This is a genomic window from Bradyrhizobium sp. 27S5 (assembly GCF_037217225.1).
GTDB lineage: Bacteria > Pseudomonadota > Alphaproteobacteria > Rhizobiales > Xanthobacteraceae > Bradyrhizobium > Bradyrhizobium septentrionale.
Window position 1 is genome coordinate 8,101,819 of record NZ_CP147714.1, and the last position, 16,873, is coordinate 8,118,691.

General features: G+C 64.9%; 16 protein-coding genes. 5 read left to right on the forward strand and 11 right to left on the reverse strand.

The window, feature by feature from the left end; genetic code table 11:
- Window positions 1–70 precede the first annotated feature (70 nt).
- From WDM24_RS38160 to WDM24_RS38180, 5 genes are all read right to left on the reverse strand, one after another.
- Window positions 71–298: an Rdx family protein gene (locus tag WDM24_RS38160; RefSeq protein ID WP_338829360.1), complete on the reverse strand. Its 228-nt coding sequence runs from the start codon at window positions 296–298 to the stop codon at window positions 71–73.
- Between the two features lie 19 nt (window positions 299–317).
- Window positions 318–1,226 carry a haloalkane dehalogenase gene (locus WDM24_RS38165; protein WP_338829361.1) on the reverse strand — a complete coding sequence of 303 codons (909 nt, stop codon included), beginning with the start codon at window positions 1,224–1,226 and terminating at the stop codon, window positions 318–320.
- A complete protein-coding gene (locus tag WDM24_RS38170; protein ID WP_338829362.1) occupies window positions 1,223–1,813 on the reverse strand; it encodes a TetR/AcrR family transcriptional regulator in 591 nt (196 codons plus the stop codon). The genes WDM24_RS38165 and WDM24_RS38170 overlap by 4 nt, the downstream gene beginning before the upstream one ends.
- Window positions 1,814–1,919: 106 nt before the next feature.
- On the reverse strand, window positions 1,920–2,216 hold the full coding sequence (locus WDM24_RS38175; RefSeq protein ID WP_338829363.1) for a hypothetical protein: 297 nt from the start codon (window positions 2,214–2,216) through the stop codon (window positions 1,920–1,922).
- A gap of 2 nt (window positions 2,217–2,218) precedes the next feature.
- Window positions 2,219–3,613, reverse strand: coding sequence for an OmpA family protein (locus WDM24_RS38180; RefSeq protein ID WP_338829364.1), 1,395 nt, complete (start codon window positions 3,611–3,613; stop codon window positions 2,219–2,221).
- Between the two features lie 189 nt (window positions 3,614–3,802).
- Here WDM24_RS38180 and WDM24_RS38185 point away from each other — a divergent pair, with 189 nt between their 5' ends.
- Window positions 3,803–4,840: a polysaccharide deacetylase family protein gene (locus WDM24_RS38185; protein WP_338829365.1), complete on the forward strand. Its 1,038-nt coding sequence runs from the start codon at window positions 3,803–3,805 to the stop codon at window positions 4,838–4,840.
- Between the two features lie 73 nt (window positions 4,841–4,913).
- On the opposite strand, the gene WDM24_RS38190 is transcribed toward WDM24_RS38185, so the two are convergent.
- On the reverse strand, window positions 4,914–5,639 hold the full coding sequence (locus tag WDM24_RS38190; RefSeq protein WP_338829366.1) for a sulfite exporter TauE/SafE family protein: 726 nt from the start codon (window positions 5,637–5,639) through the stop codon (window positions 4,914–4,916).
- 172 nt (window positions 5,640–5,811) lie between these two features.
- Here WDM24_RS38190 and WDM24_RS38195 point away from each other — a divergent pair, with 172 nt between their 5' ends.
- Window positions 5,812–6,081 (forward strand): hypothetical protein, encoded by a 270-nt coding sequence (locus tag WDM24_RS38195; protein ID WP_338829367.1) that lies wholly within the window; start codon window positions 5,812–5,814, stop codon window positions 6,079–6,081.
- A 248-nt stretch (window positions 6,082–6,329) separates the two neighbouring features.
- Window positions 6,330–7,130: an SDR family NAD(P)-dependent oxidoreductase gene (locus WDM24_RS38200; protein ID WP_338829368.1), complete on the forward strand. Its 801-nt coding sequence runs from the start codon at window positions 6,330–6,332 to the stop codon at window positions 7,128–7,130.
- A gap of 159 nt (window positions 7,131–7,289) precedes the next feature.
- Here WDM24_RS38200 and boxB read toward each other — a convergent pair whose 3' ends face one another.
- The 4 genes from boxB to WDM24_RS38220 form a co-directional block, all read right to left on the reverse strand.
- The gene (gene boxB, locus WDM24_RS38205; RefSeq protein ID WP_166299408.1) at window positions 7,290–8,741 is read right to left on the reverse strand and encodes a benzoyl-CoA 2,3-epoxidase subunit BoxB; all 1,452 of its coding nucleotides are present in this window, start codon (window positions 8,739–8,741) and stop codon (window positions 7,290–7,292) included.
- 153 nt (window positions 8,742–8,894) lie between these two features.
- Window positions 8,895–10,583 carry a 2,3-epoxybenzoyl-CoA dihydrolase gene (gene boxC, locus WDM24_RS38210; RefSeq protein ID WP_338829369.1) on the reverse strand — a complete coding sequence of 563 codons (1,689 nt, stop codon included), beginning with the start codon at window positions 10,581–10,583 and terminating at the stop codon, window positions 8,895–8,897.
- A gap of 164 nt (window positions 10,584–10,747) precedes the next feature.
- Window positions 10,748–11,557, reverse strand: a complete 810-nt coding sequence (locus WDM24_RS38215) for an alpha/beta hydrolase (protein ID WP_338829370.1) — start codon at window positions 11,555–11,557, stop codon at window positions 10,748–10,750.
- A gap of 149 nt (window positions 11,558–11,706) precedes the next feature.
- Window positions 11,707–13,239 (reverse strand): benzoate-CoA ligase family protein, encoded by a 1,533-nt coding sequence (locus WDM24_RS38220; protein WP_338829371.1) that lies wholly within the window; start codon window positions 13,237–13,239, stop codon window positions 11,707–11,709.
- A gap of 174 nt (window positions 13,240–13,413) precedes the next feature.
- Here WDM24_RS38220 and WDM24_RS38225 point away from each other — a divergent pair, with 174 nt between their 5' ends.
- Window positions 13,414–14,322, forward strand: coding sequence for a helix-turn-helix transcriptional regulator (locus tag WDM24_RS38225; RefSeq protein ID WP_166299412.1), 909 nt, complete (start codon window positions 13,414–13,416; stop codon window positions 14,320–14,322).
- Between the two features lie 219 nt (window positions 14,323–14,541).
- Here WDM24_RS38225 and WDM24_RS38230 read toward each other — a convergent pair whose 3' ends face one another.
- Complete coding sequence (locus tag WDM24_RS38230; RefSeq protein WP_338829372.1) at window positions 14,542–15,327, reverse strand: IclR family transcriptional regulator domain-containing protein; 786 nt, start codon at window positions 15,325–15,327, stop codon at window positions 14,542–14,544.
- A gap of 110 nt (window positions 15,328–15,437) precedes the next feature.
- Between WDM24_RS38230 and WDM24_RS38235 the strand changes: the two genes are divergently transcribed.
- Entirely contained in the window at window positions 15,438–16,796 is a 1,359-nt protein-coding gene (locus WDM24_RS38235) for an aromatic ring-hydroxylating dioxygenase subunit alpha (protein ID WP_338829373.1), read from the forward strand.
- Window positions 16,797–16,873 lie beyond the last annotated feature (77 nt).

Sequence of the window (16,873 nt, forward strand, 5' to 3'; positions counted from 1 at the left end):
AGTTAGCCCGCCGAACGGCCCGCGAGGCATCCGGAATACTACGGGGAGGAAGCCGCGAGCGGCGGCGCGGTCATGCCCGCGCCGACGCCACCGCGGTGACGATTTCCGAGGCATCGGGGAAATGCCCCTTGACGCGGCGGGCGATCACCTTGCCGTCAAGCCTGACCTCGAAGATGCCGCCCTTGCCGGGCACCAGCACCGCATCGAGCCCAAAGCGTTCGCGCAGCAGCGAGGCCGCCTCCCTGGCACGCTTCTCGTAACCGCAGGGACGGCAATAAATGATCGAGAGATCGGTCATGGCGTGGCCTCCCGTCCACTCATGCCGCGCGGCGTTGCGCGCTCGCGGCCTCGATCCCGGCGATCCAGCCTGCGACCGAGCGGCCGATCGCCTCCGGATGATCTTCCTGCAGATAGTGCGCGCCGGCGCCGAGCTGGATAACCGCGCAATGCTGCAGCGTCGCCGCGAATTCGGCGGCGAAGGCCGGCGACACCAATGCGCCGGGCGATGCCGCAAACAACAGCTTCGGATAGCTCGATGCCGCAAGCGCCGCGTGTGCTGCGGTGAGCGCCTGATCGACATCATCAGGTTCGCCTGCGATCGGCAGCTCGCGCGGCAGCATCAATGTCGGCTTGCGACTCTCACGCGTCGCAAACGGCGCGCGGTAGGCGGCCATCTCCTCCTCGCTGAGCTTGCGCAGGATCGAGCCGGGCAGCACGCGTTCGATGAACGCATTGTTGTCGAGGACCATCGCCTCGCCCTCGCCCGGTGTCCTGAACTTCTTGAACGTCTCCCGCGCCGCGTCGTGCTGGTGGAAGTCGGACCAGTCCCGCATCGGACGGATGAACTCCATGAAGGCCAGCCCGCGCACGAGTTGCGGACGGCGCGCCGCGAGATGGAACGCGAGCGCCGTGCCCCAATCCTGCGCGACGAGATACGCCGAATTGATGCCGAGCGCGTCGATCAGCGCGTCGAGATAGTCGGCATGGTCGAAGAAGCGATAGGCGATATCGGGCTTGCCGGACTGGCCGTAGCCGATCAGGTCGGGCGCGATGCAGTGCCCGACCGGCGCGACCAGCGGCATGATGTTGCGCCAGATATAGGACGACGTCGGATTGCCGTGCAGGAACAGCACGTGCGGCGCGTCGCTGCGTCCGGTCTCGCGATAGGCCATCGTGGTCCCGAACACGGAGCGATGATGCAGGCTGATCTCGGCGGACATGGTCATGGCAACTCCTTGAACACGGTTTGGAATGCGATCGTCTTGAAACGCGTCAGCGCGGCTTCGCTGCGTTCGACCTTCATGCGCAGCATCGCGCCCTGCCAGGATGCGAGCAGGAAATCGGCAAGCGCGTCGGGATCGAAGTCGGAGGCGATCTCGCGCTTGGCCTGGGCTTCGGCGATGCAGGCCGCAAACGGCACGCGCCATTCCCGGAAGATGTCGTCGAGCTGCGCGCGCAGCATCTCGCTCGAGCCTGACGCCTCGAGGCTGAAATCGCCGATCAGGCAGCCGCGGGTGAAGCCGTCATGCGCAAGCTTGCCGGTGATGAGGTCGAGATAGCGGCGCAGCCTTTCGCGCGGCGGCAGCGCGGTGTCATCAAGCGCTTCCGCGACGAGGCCGCGCACATAGAGGAAGTAGCGGTCGAGCACCTCGGAGGCGAACAGCTCCTTGGAGCGAAAATGGTTGGTGAACGAGCCCTGCGGGGCGCCGGCGGCGGCGGTGACGTCGCGCACGCTGGTGCCGTGATAGCCGGTGCGGAACATCGCCTTGAGGCCGGCGTCGAGGATGGCATCGCGGAGAGAGGGTTTTGGCATGGACACAATTTAATACGTACGTACGTATTGATGTCAAGCCGCAAAATGATTGCGGCCGGCGCCGCGCATGGCGGCGTCGTTCAGGCCTGAAGGATCAGGTTTGGGGTCAGCTCGCGGGCTTGCTGCGGGAAACTACCCAGTCGCGCAACCAGGAGCCGATGGCGCAGCCGACGAGATAGAGCGCGAACATGACCAGGAAGAGATCGAGCCAGTAACCGAAGCGGCCGGGCACGATTCGCGCGAACGACGCGGTGACCAGCGCGGCGGCGAGCAGCGCCAGCCAGCCGATCCAGACCTTCGAGACGCCCTGCGCCCGATGCACCACCGCAATCCAGCCCATGCCGAAGCCGAGCAGCGCTGCGCCGAGCAGCCAACCCCAGAAGAATGTCGCGAGCACGGTCATCGCTACTTCACCACGAATTCGATGCGGCGGTTCTGCGCCTTGCCGTCTTCACTGTCGTTGCCGGCGAGCGGCTGCGTGCTGCCATAGCCGATCGGCGTGAAGCGGTTGGCGGGCAGCCCGGCGCGCACCAGGTAATCGACCACGGCCTGCGCCCGACGCTCCGACAGCGCCTGGTTGGCGGCTTCCTCACCGTCGCTGTCGGTATGGCCGACGACCTCGATCGTGGCATTCGGGCAGCGCATCGCGGTCTCGATCAGGCGGTCGAGCAGACCGGCGGAGTCAGGCACGATGTCGGCCTTGCCGGATTCGAAGCGGATCTTGCCCTTCGAGAGGATCTCGGAAAACAGCTGCTGGCACACGGTGGGATCGACCGGCGCCGCGGCCGGCTTGACCGTGACCTCGGCCTTGTACTGCCAGCCCTGCGGAAAGTCCTTGCCGAGCCCGTCGCGGATCTGGCCGGCCGCGGCATCATAGAGCGCATCGCCCGACAGCTTCACCTCGCGGTCCGAGACGACAAGCGTTCCGGTCGACAGCCGCGACAGCGCGCCGAGCGCAGGCGCCACCGCCGCCGCAAAACCCGACGGCGCGCCGAGGCTGGCCTTGAGATTGTCGACCACCTTCTCGCTGAAGAACTTGCGGCCGGCGGCCGCGACCAGCGCGGCATGCACGTTGTTGTCAGGCACGTATCCGGTCAGTGTCAGCGTCACCGCGACCGGGTCCTTGTAGGCCTGGAATACGTAAGGCGGCGCCTTGATGTCGTTGGCGGCGACCGAATAGCCTTCCGGCAGGTTCTTCAGCGCGGCCGCGACCGCTTCGCGGCCGCCGAGCTCGCGGGCCATGCCGGCGAGGTTAACCTTGCTGTCGGTCAGCGTGATCTTGCCGTCCTTCAGCTTGCTGATCTGGTCGAGCAGCAAAAGCGCCGCCGCGTCGAACCGCGACGGTGCGCCGCGGGCGAGCGCCATCTGATCCACAACCTCGACACCGCCGAGGCTGGCCTTCGCGGCCTCGGTCAGCTTGCTCTTGCTCGACGGCAGCGGCGCATTGCCGCCAAGCGTGACCCGCACCACGTCGCGTTCGGCGGACCAGACATAGGGCTTGGCCTCGGCAACAAGGCGGGTCTCGTCGTTGACCAGCCGCACGCCCGGCACCGCCTCGACCGACGCCACCGCGCTGAGCCGGCCGTCTTCGGAAAAGGCGTTGGCCGCAAACATCACGTCGCGGCCGTCGACGCTGATGCGGCGCTTGTCGAGCACGGTGTCCTTGAGTGCGGCATTAGAGCGCGCGGCAAGGTCCGCTTCGACCGTTGCCGTGCTGGTCCAGGCCGCGATACCCCAAAGGACGACCAGTGGAATCACGCCCGGCCACCACTTGCTACTCCACTTGAAAAGTCCGTGCATTCAGGGTCCTGCGGGCTCGGGAACCAGAGAGAAAACAAACCCTTGGCTGACTGTCAAACCCCAAATCAAGCATCATGGCGGGGGCGCCATGTCGGACCGGAATAACAGTTTCTTCAGTGGTCTTTCGCTAAGTTTGCGGCGGAATGCAAATCGGCCGGCCGGCGCCCTCATGAACAACTCCGCAACACCGTGATCCGTGCCGGGCTGGAGGCGTTGTATTTTTCGGGCGCGCATCATTTGCTGCGGCCGATCTTCGCCGGCGTCGGCGCCATCTTCATGCTGCACCACGTCCGCCCGCGGCGCGGCGACGCGTTCCAGCCCAACCATCATCTCGAAGTCACGCCCGACTTCCTGCGCGCGATGCTGGCGCATCTGCACGCGCTCGACGTCGATGTCGTCAGCATGGACGAGGCGCATCGCCGTCTCACCGAACGGAACTTCGCGCGGCGCTTCGCCTGCTTCACCTTCGACGACGGCTATCGCGACAACCGCGATTTTGCGCTGCCCGTCATGCGCGAGTTCGGCGCGCCGTTCACGGTCTATGTCGCGAGCGATTTCGCAGAGGGCTGCGGCAGGCTGTGGTGGATCGCGCTGGAGCGGGTGATATCGGCGGCGTCCGCGATCGAGGTGCCGATCGATGGCGCGATGACGAAGATCGACACCTCGACGCCGCCGGCCAAGCGCACAGCTTTCGGCCGCATGCACGACTGGCTGCGTTCCCTGCCGGGCGAGCAGGAGATGCAGGCCGAGATATCAGCGCTTTGCGCCCGCCATGGCGTCGACGAGGCCGGCATCGCGCGCGAGCTGTGCATGTCCTGGGACGAGTTGCGCGGCTTTGCCGACGATCCGCTGGTCACCATCGGCGCGCACACCATCACCCATTGCAATCTCGCCAAGCAGAGCGAGACCATCGCATCGTTCGAGCTCGCGACCAGCCGGGCGCGGATCGAGCAGGCCCTGCAGCGGCAGGTCGCGCACCTCGCCTATCCCTATGGCGACCGGATCGCCGCCGGGCAGCGCGAATTCGCGCTCGCCAAATCGATCGGCTTCAAGACCGCAGTGACCACCCGGCCCGGCATGCTGTTTGCCGAAAGCGCCGACCACATGACCGCGTTGCAGCGCGTCTCGCTGAACGGCAATTACCAGGAAGCGCGGCTGTTGCCGGTCCTGACCTCAGGCGCCGCCACCGCGGTGTGGAACGGTTTTCGCCGCATCGACGCGGCGTGATCGAGCGACGTCCCTAAATTGCTTGAGCATGATCTCTTCGGAAAACCGCTTCGCACTTTTCCGGATCATGCTCTCAGATCACCAGCAACAGCCCCGACACCAGCAACAGGCTGAGGATCACGCGCCTGAAATTGGCCTCGTTGATGTTGCGGAAGGCAAAGATGCCGAGCCACGAACCGGCCAGCAGCGCCGGGGCGCCCAGGATGATGTCGTAGGCGACCTTCATCGAGAGATCGCGATGCAGCAGCATCATCACGAGCGCGGATATCTGCATCGCGGCGATGAAGGGTTGCACGAGGCCGCGCTGCTGCTGCTTCGGCACGCCATGGATGTCGCACCAGATGGTCGGCAGCGCGCCGGGCATCGCGGTCAGCCCGCCGATGAGGCCGCCGCCAAACCCGACAAGCGCGTTGCGCCCTTCCGGCAACCGGCCGTAGCCGATCGCGGGCCTGAACAGCATGTAGCCGGCATAGAGCGCGACCATGACGCCGAAGCCTTCGCGGAAGGTCCGACTATCGGTGTTGTGCAACAGCCAGAGCGCGAGCGGCACGCCAAGCAGTCCGCCTGATATCAGCGACAGGCTCTCCTTCCACTGAATGTGGTGTCGAAGCGCCCACAGATTGGCGCCCTGCACGCCGACGCTGCAGGCCATCATCAGCGGCACCGCCTCGGTCGGCGGCATCGCATGCAGCAGGATAGCGCCGGCAATCGCGGAAAAGGCAAAGCCGGCAAGACCGGATACGAAGGCGCCGCAAAACACGGCCGCGCTGAGCACGAGAAATGACGTGACGTCGGCCACGAGCGGACCTCCGTTGATGAGAGTGATGATGAATGAATTGGGAGAGCGCTAGTCGGTGTGAACCGCCCTCACCTCTTGCGGCGCGGCTGGCTGGGGCTCGGCCGGATCGCCTGGGGCCGCAGGCATCAAAAGCGTCGCAGTGAGCAAATGCAGAACGAGAAATCCGATCGCGATGACGATCAGCAGCGTGATCTCGCTGATCTCCGGAAGTCGAATGATCGATTTGCGCGTCGTCGACCGCTCACCGATGGACATGAGCGCCCTCCAGATTGATACGGTGGCGGTCGGCGCGGTCGATCAGATGCCGATACTGTTTCAGAACGCGGCGCGTCTGGGTCCGTCGCGAGACATGAATTGCGCCAAGGATTGCTGCGAAGAGACCCTTCCGCCTTCGGCCCAATTGAATGAGGGTGACAGGCATCACACCCGTCACTGGCAATGAAATGTGCTTCATTCTTGGAACTCCTTGTCCTGGAATTCCACCCCACGTGCTTGATACGTCAAAGCGGCTGACCCGTTTGTTCAACGCATCACATCTCAAGAAAGCTTGATCGAATCGATCGCACGATCTCTGCGGGCATATCGATCAAGGCAATTCCTTGGATTGGGCAGCAGGTTCGCCCCGCGCGGCGGTTCCTTGACTAGCTCCGCCAACACGGCCAGAACGCTTGCCACAGCAAGGGAGGCAACATGTTCAAGGATCTGTTCTCACTGAAGGGGCGCGTCGCGCTGGTCACCGGAGGATCGCGCGGCATCGGCAAGATGATCGCGGCCGGCTTCCTCGCGCAGGGCGCCGCCAAGGTCTACATCACCGCGCGCAAGGCCGGGCCGTGCGAAGCCACCGCCCAGGAACTCACCGCCGAATATGACGGCGAGTGCATCGCGCTGCCGATCGACATCTCGACCGTCGAGGGCTGCGAGAAGCTCGCAGGCGAGATCATCAAGCGCGAGCCGAAGCTCGACATCCTGGTCAACAACGCCGGTGCGGCATGGGGCGCGGATTTCGACGAATTCCCGGAGAGCGGCTGGGACAAGGTGATGAACCTCAACGTCAAGTCGATCTTCTTCCTGACCAAGGCGCTGGCCAAGCCGCTGCGCGCGGCGGCGACGCATGACAAGCCGGGCAAGGTGATCAACATCGCCTCGATCGACGGCATCTTCGTCAACCCGATGGAGACCTATTCCTATGCCGCGAGCAAGGCCGCGGTGATCCATCTGACGCGGCGGATGGCGACCCGCCTGATCAAGGACAACATCAATGTCACCGCGATCGCGCCGGGCGCCTTCAAGTCGGACATGAACAAGGCCGCGCGCGACCACGCCGACGAGGTCGCCAAGCGCGTTCCGGCGAAGCGCGTCGGCACCGACGAGGATATGGCGGGTGTGGCGATCTACCTCGCCTCGCGCGCCGGCGACTACGTAGTCGGGAACACGATTGCAGTCGATGGCGGCGTGGTCTACGCGACCGCGGGGCTGGAGATCGCGGGGTAAACAGCCGCGCCTCATGAAAACGATGGCGAACACGTGCCCGGCTCACCCCAGGGCTCATGCGTAAGGGCCACCGCTAGCGCTGGATAAGAAAAGGGGCGAGCCTGGGACCTTTTGGCTCGCCCCTTTTCTGCTCTCTCCCGAAGGAGAGCGCTCAGAACGTCAGCTCTCGATCCTCACATATTCGAAATCGCCAGGCTTGTTGTCGATGCCGACCTTGGGCGCCGAGATCCAGGAGGCGAACTGGCCGGGCTCGGTCACCGGCTTCATCAACGAGGCGATGAAGTCGCCGTCCTCGGTCGAGGGCAGCCAGTCGTTCTTGCGCTTGGCCCAGGTCGCATCGTCGATCAAGAGGCCATCGGGCGTCGCATGGACATCCCTGAACTCGCCGATCTGGCGATGGAACACCGTGCTCGGCACGGCGAGCTTGTAGTCGATGCCCGCGGTCGAGATCACCTTGTTCCAGCGCAGCATGCCCTTGACGCAATCCTGCGTGTAGTCGTCGCGCAGCCGCATGTTGAGCGCGGTCAGCGCCGGCTCGTCGACCATCTTGATCTGCCCGTCCACCATCTTCATGACCGGATAGGTCGAGTTCTTGAGCTGGTGATCGTCCTCGATCGTGGTTTCCTTGTAGCGGCCCTTGATGCCGGCGTTGAAGGCGTTGGCGGCGTTGGTCGAGACTTCGGAGCCGAACAGGTCGAGCGACAGCGAATAATGCAGGTTCAGCTTCTTCTGGATGGTCGGCAGGTCGATCACGCCGAGCGCGCGGACTTTCGCGATATCGGTCGGATCGGTGATGCCGGCTTCCTGCATCGCATCGCAGGTGCGCTGCACGACGCGGGTGATGCCGGTCTCGCCGACGAACATGTGGTGGGCTTCCTCGGTCAGCATGAAGCGGCAGGTGCGCGACAGCGGATCGAAGCCCGACTGCGCCAGCGAGTGCAGCTGCATCTTGCCGTCGCGGTCGGTGAAGTAGGTAAACATGAAGAACGACAGCCAGTCCGGCGTCGCCTCGTTGAAGGCGCCGAGCATGCGCGGAGAATCCGCATCACCGGAGCGGCGGCGCAACAAATCGTCCGCCTCCTCGCGGCCGTCGCGGCCGAAATACTTCTGCAAGAGGTAGACCATCGCCCAGAGATGGCGGCCTTCCTCGACATTGACCTGGAACAGGTTGCGCATGTCGTAAAGCGAGGGCGCGGTCTTGCCGAGATGGCGCTGCTGCTCGACCGAGGCCGGCTCGGTGTCGCCCTGGATCACGATCAGGCGGCGCAGCATCGCGCGATGCTCGCCGGGAACTTCCTGCCAGGCCGGCTTGCCAAAATCCTCGCCGAACGGGATGACGCGATTTTCCTCCTGTGGAGCAAGCAGAATGCCCCAGCGATATTCCGGCATGCGGACGTAATCGAACTTCGCCCAGCCGCGCGGATCGACCGAATAGGCGGTGCGCAGATAGACCAGCGATTCCTGGAAACCGTCCGGCCCCATGTCCTTCCACCAGTCCATGTAACCGGGGTGCCAGCCTTCCAGGGCCTTGAGCACCTGGCGGTCCTCGGCGAGATTCACATTGTTCGGAATCTTGGTCGAGTAATCGACGTTCATGATGTTCATGTTCATGGCCGTGCTCCTTGCTGGGTCGGTCTCGTGTCTCGGACGCGGTGCAGCGCGAAGCGATGCGCCGCAGGGCCGGGACCCATTGATTCGTGGTCCACATAAGTCCCGGTTCTGCAGCGCGTCACTTGCGTGCCGCGCAGCGCCCGGGACACAAAATCAAACGCGCGTCATGTCGAATTGCGCCTTCTGGCCGGTGCCGTAGCGGCGCAGCGCGCCGTCCTCACCGACCGCGTTCGGCCGCTGGAAGATCCAGTTCTGCCACGCCGTGAGACGCGAGAAGATCTTCGATTCCATGGTCTCGGGACCGACGAAGCGCAGATTGGCTTCCATGCCGGTGAGGCCGTCGGGCGAGAACGAGGTGCGCTCCTCGAAGAACACGCGGACCTCGTCGTCCCAGTCGATGTCGTCGAGCGCGAAGGTGACGAGGCCGAGCTCTTCGGCCTCCTCGGCGTCGAGCGCCTTGCCGATCGATGCCTGTGCGCGCTCGATATCCGATGGATCGGCCTGGAAGCGCGATTGCAGCCGGGTCAGGCCATGGCTCATCGGATACGGCCCGAAATTCATCGCCGTCAGCTCGATCGCCGGCGGCGGGCGGTTGTCGCCCTGCTTCTGGCCGATCAGCATGTAGGAGCGGTCGGCGGCGAACACGAGTTCGGCGAGCGTGCCGACGAAGCAGGAGCCCGGCTCGACCAGCGTCACCAGCGTGCGCGAGGTGACGTCGATGCGCTTGAGCACGCGCTTCCAGTAATGCCTGACCTCGTTGACCAGCCAGTGCGCCTTGTTGGCCTCCAGGAACGCGTCATAGGACACGACGTTGGCGCGGTCGCCATGGCTCTTGAACACCAGCATCGCGATCTGGAGCTCGTTGATGCGCAGATGCAGGATCGCATCGTCGAGCTCGCGCGCGACCTGCAGCGGCCAGAACGCCGCGCCCTGCGCGATCATGCCGTCGATGTCGGCAGGCGCCGCAGTTTCCGGCGCCTTGATCGAGATCGTGGCGATGCGCGCGGCGCGATCGATGTCGACGCTGACGAAGCCGTAGCGGATCGCGCTGTCGTCGATGGTGCGCGTCAGCGGCGCCAGCGTGATGCCCTTGCCCTCGCCGTTGCGCTTCGATCTGGCGGCGAATTCCTTGACGCGCTCGGCAAGCTTGCCCTCGAGCTTGGAGTTCGGCGCGATCTCGTCGACCAGGCGCCAGGACACGGCGCGCTTGCCCTTGATGCCTTCCTCGATGGTGCAGAAGAAATCGGCGTGGTCGCGGCGCACCTTGCGCTTGTCGACGACGCGCGTGAGCCCGCCGGTGCCCGGCAGCACCGCGAGCAGCGGCACTTCCGGCAGCGCGACGGCGGCGGCGCCGTCGTCGGCCATCATGATGTGGTCGGTCGCGAGCGCCAGCTCATAGCCGCCGCCGGCCGCGGTGCCGTTGACGAGGGTGATGAAGCTCTGGCCGGAGTTCTCGCTGGAATCCTCCAGACCGTTGCGGGTCTCGTTGGTGAACTTGCAGAAGTTGACCTTGTGGGCGTGGGTCGAACCCGCCAGCATGCGGATATTGGCGCCGGCGCAGAACACGCGGTTCTTGCCCGAGCGCATCACCACCACCTTGACCTCGGGATGCTCGAAGCGCAGCCGCTGCACGGCATCGGCGAGCTCGATGTCGACACCGAGGTCGTAGGAATTGAGCTTGAGCTGATAGCCCTCGAACAGGCCGGCATTCTCGTCGACGTCCATGGTCAGCGTCGCGACGTCACCCGCGATGTCGAGCTTCCAGTGTCGGTAGCGCGACGGTTCGGTCTGGAAGTCGATGTACTTCGCCCCGCCTGCAAGGACGCGATCGTCACCAGCCATGGGCCACCCTTATCTGTTGTTCGTTTTGACGGTTCGTCTCGAAGTCTCATGCACAATAATGCATGTTTTCGATCTGGTCCAGTTCAAAACGCAAAAACATGCATTTTGTTTCATATTCCAGAAATTCGCTCGCGCGGCCAATGACCTGGCACCGGCACCAAATGTCAGGCCGCCAAGGTCCGGTCGTCGCGGAGCGCCGCCCGGGCGAATTCGGTGACCGCGTCCAGCGTCACCGCGGCGGCCTCGCGATGCGGCGAATGGCCGGCGCCTTCGATGACCGCGACGTCGACCGGGCAGTAGCACTCCTCCTGGGCGATCTCGACCTGGCGCATCGTGCCGTACTGATCCTCCGCGCCCTGCACGATCAGCACGGGCACGCGGATATAGGCGAGATAATCGGAGATATCCCAGTCGCGGAATTTTGCATCGAGCCAGGCGTCGTTCCAGCCATAGAAGGTGCTGTCGACATCGTTGTGCCAACGCGCCAGCTTCTCCTTCAGGTTGGTGGTCTGATACGCCGTCTTGGTCTCGGCGATCGACTTGACCGAGATGTCCTCGACGATGAAATGCGGCGCGATCAATGCGAGCCCGTGCAGGCGATGGTCCTGATGCGAGCCGGCATAGATCGCCGCGATCGATCCGCCGTCGGAATGCCCGAGCAGGAGGCCGCGGCGGAAGCCGATCCGATCGAGCAGCTTCGGCAGCACATCGAGCGCCTCGCGATGCATGTAATCGACCGGACGCGGCAGCTTGGCCGGCGACGAAGCGCCATAGCCCGCGCGCGAATAGGCGAACACGCCGACGCCGGTCGCCGCCTGCAGCTTCTCCGGGAAATCGCCCCACAGGCCGACGCAGCCGAGGCCTTCGTGCAGCATCACGATGGTCGGGGCCTTCTCGGGCATTGGGCCGATCATGCGGTATTCGAGCTCGGCGCCGTCGATGCTGAGGAAGCCTGAGGGGTTCAAATTCTGCATGATAGGCCTTCCTCACTCGTCGTCCCGGCGAAGGCCGGGACCCATAACCACAGGCGTTAGTTGTTGCGCAAAAGCCGTTGAACAGCGTCTCTCAAAACGAAAGCCGCGGCGTATGGGTCCCGGCCTTCGCCGGGACGACGCGTGGGCAGCTATTGCGCGCCGTCGCGCAATTTGAAGCGCTGGATCTTGCCGGTCGCGGTCTTCGGCAGATTGTCGACCACGTCGATCCAGCGCGGATATTTCCACGGGCCGATCTTCTGCTTGACGTGCTCCTTCAGCGCCTCATTCAGACCGTCGGCTGAGCTGCCGGGCCGCAGCACCACATAGGCCTTCGGCTTCAACAGCCCTTCCGGATCGGCCTCCGGCACCACGGCGGCTTCCAGCACCGCGGGATGGGTGATCAGCGCGCTCTCGACCTCGAATGGCGAGACCCAGATGCCCGAGACCTTGAACATGTCGTCGGCGCGGCCGCAGAAGGTGTACCGGCCGTCGGCGTCGCGCGTGTATTTGTCGCCGGTGCGGGTCCACGCGCCCTCGAAGGTGGCGCGGCTCTTGGCGCGCTGATTCCAGTAGCTCTCGCCGGCCGAGGGCGCATCGACCACGAGCTCGCCGACCTCGCCGTCCGCGACGTCGGCACCGATCTCATTGACCAGCCGCACCTTGTAGCCGGGCACCGGACGGCCGGACGAGCCGTATTTGATGTCGCCGGGCGCATTCGACAGGAAGATGTGCAAGAGCTCGGTCGAGCCGACGCCGTCGAGAATGTCGACGCCGAACCGCGCCTTCCAGGCATTGCCGACCGATTCCGGCAGCGCCTCGCCGGCCGACGTACAGACGCGCAGGCGATTGCCGCCGGACTGCGCCTTGGTCGCCTCGTCGTTGAGCATCGCCGCGAACAGCGTCGGCACGCCGAAGAAGATGCTCGGATGATACTTGTGCATCAGCGCGAACATCACCGCCGGCGTCGGACGTTCCGAGTTGAGCACCGTGGTGGCGCCGACCGACATCGGGAAGGTCAGCGCATTGCCGAGCCCATAGGCGAAGAACAGCTTTGCCGCCGACAGGCCGACATCGTCCTCGCGGATGCCGAGCACCTGCTTTGCGTAGGTCTCCGCCGTCGCGGCGAGGTTGGAATGCAGATGGCGCACGCCCTTGGGCATGCCGGTCGAGCCCGACGAATAGAGCCAGAACGCCGGCTCGTCGGCATGGGTCGGCGCAGTGGCAAACACGTCGCCCTCGCGTGCGATCTCGTCGGACAGCTTGTTGTGGCCGTGCGCGTCCTTGCCGGAGACCACGACGTGTTCGAGGTCGGGCATGCGAGCGATGATGTCCTTCACGACCGGCAGCAGCGCCTCGGAGACGAACAGCACGCGCGCCCGACAGTCGCCGAGGATGTAGGCGTATTGCTCCGCGGTCAGCAGCGTGTTGAGCGGCACCGGCACCACGCCGGCGCGGATCGCGCCCAGGAACACGACCGGGAAATCGACCGTGTCCAGCATGATCATGGCGACCCGCTCCTCGCGGCGGACGCCGAGCCGGCGCAGCATGTTGCCGAGGCGACGGGTCTGCTGCTGCAGCTGGCCATAGGTGATTTGCGACACCGTGTCGTCGAACACGACCTTGTCGCCGCGGCCTTCATCGACATTGCGGTCGAGCAGCCAGGTCACTGCGTTGTAAGTCATGGCCCGCTCCTCAGGCAAAAGCGCGTAGCGCCTGCCCTCTCCCGTCAAGTTTTAAGAATTATAATTCATACAAAGCCACCACATTGGCTTGCTGTCAATCCTCATCGGCACTATGTTTCCTAAAGCTTGGGTCTGATTCCAGCCTGAACAGAACCCGCACGTCGCACAGGGATCATGACCGCAGCCAACGATCCGGAAACCGACTTCCTCGAGCAGCTCGGCCAGCGTGTGCGCACGACGCGCGGCCTGGCCGGCATGTCGCGCAAGGTGCTCGCCAAGGTCTCCGGCATTTCCGAACGCTACATCGCCCAGCTCGAGAGCGGCAAAGGCAATGTCTCGATCGTGCTGCTGCGCCGTGTCGCAGGCGCGATGGGCGCGCATCTCGAGGACCTGATCCCCTCGAGCGAACCGATCCCGGATTGGGCTGTCATCCGCGACTTCTTGCGCAAAGCTTCGCCGAACCAGATCGCGCAGGCCAAGGACATCCTCGCCGGCAGCAGCCCGCTGGCACCGCGCCGCGCCTCGTTCTCCGGCATCGCGCTGATCGGCCTGCGCGGCGCCGGCAAAACCACGCTGGGCCGGCTGCTGGCGAAAAAGATCGGCTGGAGCTTTGTCGAGCTCAACAAGGAGATCGAGGCGCAGAACGGCCTCTCGGTCGCCGAGATCATCGCCCTGTACGGCCAGGAAGGCTTTCGCAGGATGGAGCAGGCCGCGCTGACGCAGCTGCTGGCACGCAACGAATTGATGGTGCTGGCGACCGGCGGCGGCATCGTCTCCGAGGCCCTGACCTTCGACCTGATCCTGTCGTCATTCTACACGATCTGGCTGAAGGCCGAGCCGGAAGAGCACATGGCGCGCGTCCGCCGCCAGGGCGATCTGCGCCCGATGGCCGACGACCGCTCGGCGATGGCCGAACTGCGCAACATCCTGGTCAGCCGCGAACCGCTTTATGCGCGCGCCTCAGCGGTGGTCGACACCGCCGGCCTCTCGGTCGACGCCGCCGCCGCGCGGCTGATCGATTCGGTGCGGCCGGTGCTGCAGAACGAGGCGCGCTCGTTCGGGCTGCGCAGCGTGGCGCTGTAGCCAGCGACGTTAGGTTTAATCGATTCAACGGCAGCCTCGCTGCACCTCTCCCGCTTGCGGGGGAGGTCGGATCGCATCGAAAGATGCGATCCGGGTGGGGGCTCCTACCACGATACGACTCGCGGAGAGAGCCCCCACCCTAACCCTCCCCCGCAAGCGGGAGAGGGGACCGCAATTCCGATGCCGCTGCTGCTCGATCAACGTCACACCGTAGACGCACTACAGCAGCCGGCTCTTCACGCACTCCGCCCCTTCACGCAGCAGCGGCAGGAAGCGGTCGATCAACTCCTTGGCCGGCACGCGATCGACGTGAGCGCCCATGTTGATCGCGGCGACGATGGTGCCGTCGTAGCGGCGCACCGGGACCGAGATGGAACGGAAATGCGGTTCGGCCTCGCGGTCGACCAGTGAATAGCCCTGCGCGCGATCGGCGATGATGACGGCGAGCAGTTTTTTCGGATCGGTGACCGTCTGCGGCGTCACCGGATCGCGGCGCATCGCCTTCAGCCGCGCCGCGAGTTCGGCATCGGCGAGCCGGCCAAGCATCGCGCGACCGACCGAGGTGCAGAACGCCGGCAGCCGGTAGCCGATATCGAGACCGGCGGAGAACACCCGGGTCGGGCTCGAGCGCGCGACGAACACGACATCATCGCCGTCGAGCAATGCGAGCGACGCGATCTCCTGGGCCGCGGTCGCGATGCGATCGAGCACCGGCTGCAGCACCGTCACCACCTGGTTGGATTGCAGGAAGGAGCCCGCCAGCGTCAGCACATGCGGCGTCAGCGTGAACAACTTGCCGTCGGTCGCGACAAAACCGCCATGCGCGAGCGTGAACAGGATGCGGCGCGCGGTGGCACGCGGCAGGTCGGCGGCGCGCGCCAGATCGCTCAAGGTCGCCGGGCCGGAGACGGTGCCGAACACCTGCAGCAGGCGCAGGCCGCGATCGAGCGCCTCGACGAAATCGGTGGCGCGCTCGTCCTGATCGGTCCGCTTCAGCTTGGGCATGGGTTGGGCTTTGAACGGTTCAAAAATTGCGCTTGCTGTCCTGTCCAGACATGGCATAATTCGCACATACGTTCAATAGGCGAACAAATCCAAATCCAGGAGACGCCGCCATGATGAGCCAGGAAGCGAACGATCTGATCACCCGCACCGGCCGCAAGGACGCCTGCGGAAAGCTGATGCGGATGTACTGGCAGCCGGCGGCGCTGGTCGACGAGCTGGAGGGACCGCGCCCGGTGCGGCCGGTCAAGCTGCTCGGCGAAAACCTGGTGCTGTTCCGCAGCGAGGACGGCAGCTACGGGCTGATCGACCGCCACTGCGCGCATCGCGGCGCCGACCTCGCCTTCGGCCGGCTCGAGAATGGCGGGCTGCGCTGTGCCTTCCATGGCTGGCTGTTCGACGTATCAGGTCAATGCATCGAGACGCCCGCCGAGCCCGCCGGCTCGCAGCTCTGCAAGGGCATCCGGCAGCGCTCCTATCCCGTGATCGAGAAGAGCAGCATCCTGTGGGCCTATCTCGGCGAAGGCACCCCGCCGGCATTTCCGGAGCTCGACTGCTTCGTGGCACCCGACAGCCACACCTTCGCGTTCAAGGGCCACATGAACTGCAACTGGCTGCAGGCGCTCGAGGTCGGCATCGATCCGGCACACGCCTCCTTCCTGCATCGCTTCTTCGAGGACGAGGACACCTCGGCCGCCTACGGCAAACAATTCCGCGGCGCCTCCGCCGGCAGCGACATGCCGATGACGAAAATCCTGCGCGAATATGATCGGCCGATCATCAATGTCGAGCACACCGAATACGGCCTGCGCCTGATCGCGCTGCGCGAGCTCGACGAGGAGCGCACCCATGTGCGGGTGACAAATCAGCTGTTCCCGCACGGCTTCGTCATTCCGATGTCGACCGAGATGACGATCACGCAATGGCACGTGCCGGTCGATGACGAGAACTGCTACTGGTACGCGATCTTCACCAGCTACGCGGCGCCGGTCGACAAGCAGAAGATGCGCGACCAGCGGCTCGAGCTCTATACGCTGCCCGACTACAAGTCGCGCAAGAACCGCAGCAACGACTACGGCTTCGATCCGCACGAGCAGGCGACCGAGACCTATACCGGCATGGGCACCGACATCAACGTCCACGACCAGTGGGCGGTGGAATCGATGGGGGCGATCCAGGACCGCACCAACGAGCATCTCGGCCAGAGCGACAAGGCGATCGTGCAGTATCGCCGACTGCTGCGGCAGGAGATCGAGAAGGTTGCCGGCGGCGAGAAGCCGATGCTGTTCCTCGACGACGCCTCCGCGCGCAGCATCCAGGGCCCGGCAACGATGGACGGCATCGGGCCGACGCTAGGTTGGGAGCTCTACTGGATGGAGGTCGACGTCAAGCGCCGCCGCGGCGCGCCGTGGGCCGCCCCGGTGCCGCGCGAGATCGCAGGCCGGGTGCATCATCTGACGGCGGCGGAGTGATGATTTTGGCGTCGTCATTCCGGGGCGGTGCGTCGGCACCGAACCCGGAATCTCGAGGTTCCCCGATGCGCAGTGCG

Excerpts from the sequence above, each read along its gene's own strand:
- WDM24_RS38160 (WP_338829360.1), bottom strand. The coding sequence starts at position 298 with ATGACCGATCTCTCGATCATTTATTGCCGTCCCTGCGGTTACGAGAAG.
- WDM24_RS38165 (WP_338829361.1), bottom strand. The coding sequence starts at position 1,226 with ATGACCATGTCCGCCGAGATCAGCCTGCATCATCGCTCCGTGTTCGGG.
- WDM24_RS38170 (WP_338829362.1), bottom strand. The coding sequence starts at position 1,813 with ATGCCAAAACCCTCTCTCCGCGATGCCATCCTCGACGCCGGCCTCAAG.
- WDM24_RS38175 (WP_338829363.1), bottom strand. The coding sequence starts at position 2,216 with ATGACCGTGCTCGCGACATTCTTCTGGGGTTGGCTGCTCGGCGCAGCG.
- WDM24_RS38180 (WP_338829364.1), bottom strand. The coding sequence starts at position 3,613 with ATGCACGGACTTTTCAAGTGGAGTAGCAAGTGGTGGCCGGGCGTGATT.
- WDM24_RS38195 (WP_338829367.1), top strand. The coding sequence starts at position 5,812 with ATGACGATCAGCAGCGTGATCTCGCTGATCTCCGGAAGTCGAATGATC.
- WDM24_RS38200 (WP_338829368.1), top strand. The coding sequence starts at position 6,330 with ATGTTCAAGGATCTGTTCTCACTGAAGGGGCGCGTCGCGCTGGTCACC.
- boxB (WP_166299408.1), bottom strand. The coding sequence starts at position 8,741 with ATGAACATGAACATCATGAACGTCGATTACTCGACCAAGATTCCGAAC.
- boxC (WP_338829369.1), bottom strand. The coding sequence starts at position 10,583 with ATGGCTGGTGACGATCGCGTCCTTGCAGGCGGGGCGAAGTACATCGAC.
- WDM24_RS38215 (WP_338829370.1), bottom strand. The coding sequence starts at position 11,557 with ATGCAGAATTTGAACCCCTCAGGCTTCCTCAGCATCGACGGCGCCGAG.
- WDM24_RS38220 (WP_338829371.1), bottom strand. The coding sequence starts at position 13,239 with ATGACTTACAACGCAGTGACCTGGCTGCTCGACCGCAATGTCGATGAA.
- WDM24_RS38225 (WP_166299412.1), top strand. The coding sequence starts at position 13,414 with ATGACCGCAGCCAACGATCCGGAAACCGACTTCCTCGAGCAGCTCGGC.
- WDM24_RS38230 (WP_338829372.1), bottom strand. The coding sequence starts at position 15,327 with ATGCCCAAGCTGAAGCGGACCGATCAGGACGAGCGCGCCACCGATTTC.
- WDM24_RS38235 (WP_338829373.1), top strand. The coding sequence starts at position 15,438 with ATGATGAGCCAGGAAGCGAACGATCTGATCACCCGCACCGGCCGCAAG.